The 1,843-nt window shown below is 34.7% G+C and carries 1 protein-coding gene; it reads left to right on the top strand.

The features are described from left to right. Window positions 1-418 precede the first annotated feature (418 nt). Window positions 419-1,594, top strand: a complete 1,176-nt coding sequence (locus AC1VS3_RS12890; RefSeq protein ID WP_008690011.1) for a substrate-binding domain-containing protein — start codon at window positions 419-421, stop codon at window positions 1,592-1,594. Window positions 1,595-1,843 lie beyond the last annotated feature (249 nt).

The raw sequence follows: 1,843 nt of genomic DNA, 5'->3' as shown, positions 1-1,843 counted from the left end.
GAGAAGGACAGGTTTTTTTCTATATAGAGATAGAAAGCCAAACACATTCCTTATGTGAGCGAAACCAATGGCATCACAAGAAGTTGTACTATTTCTGCTTTATCAGAAATAATCTTACTAACCCTTTTACCTATCATGTACTATTACTTAGTCATCTCCTAATATAATCAATACAATAATCAATACATCTTTTGTTGAAGATTCCTCATGGGGAAATCGTATATTGTGATTTCTATGGAAATCTAAACCTTTCTTAATTTACCTTGTCTTTAAGCATATATCCGATATAATAAAATTGATGATAACAGCTGCACCTTATTAAATCTTTCCTATTCTCAGATTTTTATGTTTCTACTGCTATGTCCTATTGGTTTATCGAAAATAAAAAAAAACTTGCAAAAGCAGAAGGGAGCTAACTATGATATTAGCATTGATAGGAGCTTTGTGTCTTGCGACGCTATTTACTTTACCATTTGTATATATCTTTCTTTTAAGTATCGTATGGACTACGACACATCCTTTTATTGAATACCTTCTCATTGTGGCAATGTTGATCCTATATGTATATATATGGTTAATGGTTCTTTATCGTTATCGACGCCATGCCTGGTTATCTTTTCGTAAGCAGCTTTTTATGGTAGTACCATTTTTATCATGCATTGTGATTTTGTTAGCTACATTTGGCTATGATATGTGGGAAAATCGTTATGAAATTAAGGGTACAGAAGTGAATCTCAGTGAATATAAACCATTTCACAGTTATAAAATAGCTACTTTGAATAAGGAAAGTCAATTTCAAATAAAAGATGAACTTGTTCGTTTGGATGGTGCTACTGCCTTATATCCGGTCTATGCATCCTTTGTACAAGCGCTTTATCCTAAGGATGAGTATGATCCATACGTTAGTGAAATCGTTAGCTGCACAACAACACCTACCGCCTATGAACGTCTATTAGAGAAGAAAACAGATCTTATTTTTGTGGCTGCTCCTTCGTCAAAACAGGAGGAAATGTTTAAAAAGCAAAAGGAAGAATTGGTTAAGGTTCCGATTGGTAAGGAAGCATTTGTCTTTTTTGTGAATAAAGATAATCCCGTAACAAATTTGAGCAGTAAACAAATTCGGGATATCTATAGTGGAAAGATAACTAATTGGAAAGAGGTAGGGGGAAAGGATGAAAAGATTCGTGCTTTCCAACGTCCTGAAGGCAGTGGTTCTCAATCAGCGTTGATTCGGTTTATGAATGGTCAATCAATCATGAAACCTATGACAAAGGATGTGCCTGCAGGTATGGGGGCAATTATTTCCGTAACAGCTGAATATGAAAATCGGGATAATGCAATAGGGTATTCTTTCCGTTTTTATACACAGGCAATGAAAAAAAGTAATAAAATCAAGCTCTTACAGATTGATGGAGTCGCCCCAACGGTAGAACATATACGTGATGATATCTACCCTATTACAAGTCCGTTTTATGCGGTTTATGTAAAGGGGAATGAAAATAAAAATCTTATGCGATTGATCAATTGGATACAATCAGATGAAGGCCAGCAATTGATTGAAAAGACTGGTTACGTCTCAATAATACAGAAGTAGTATAAATTGTCTAGTCAAGAAAGATAGCAGGAGATTAGTATCTCTAAGTATTATAAAAATAAAATGAGAATAGAATCAGTCTCTCTTTCATATTATTGCGATTTTATTTAAGTGTTAGTCCTTCTTTTATGCTATAAGTTCTTTATGAATATTAATAAAAGGCAAGCTTTTTGTAGGAAGAGCTCGCCTTTTCGTGTGTGGCGGGCATGCCACATATCTAGGGTGAAAATCCCTCGGGGCGTAGTTATC

This window comes from Longicatena sp., assembly GCF_982403165.1.
This window is presented reverse-complemented; position numbering and strand designations above follow the sequence as displayed.

Bases quoted from the DNA above. Each gene is read 5' to 3' on its own strand.
- AC1VS3_RS12890 (WP_008690011.1), top strand. From the start codon at position 419: ATGATATTAGCATTGATAGGAGCTTTGTGTCTTGCGACGCTATTTACT.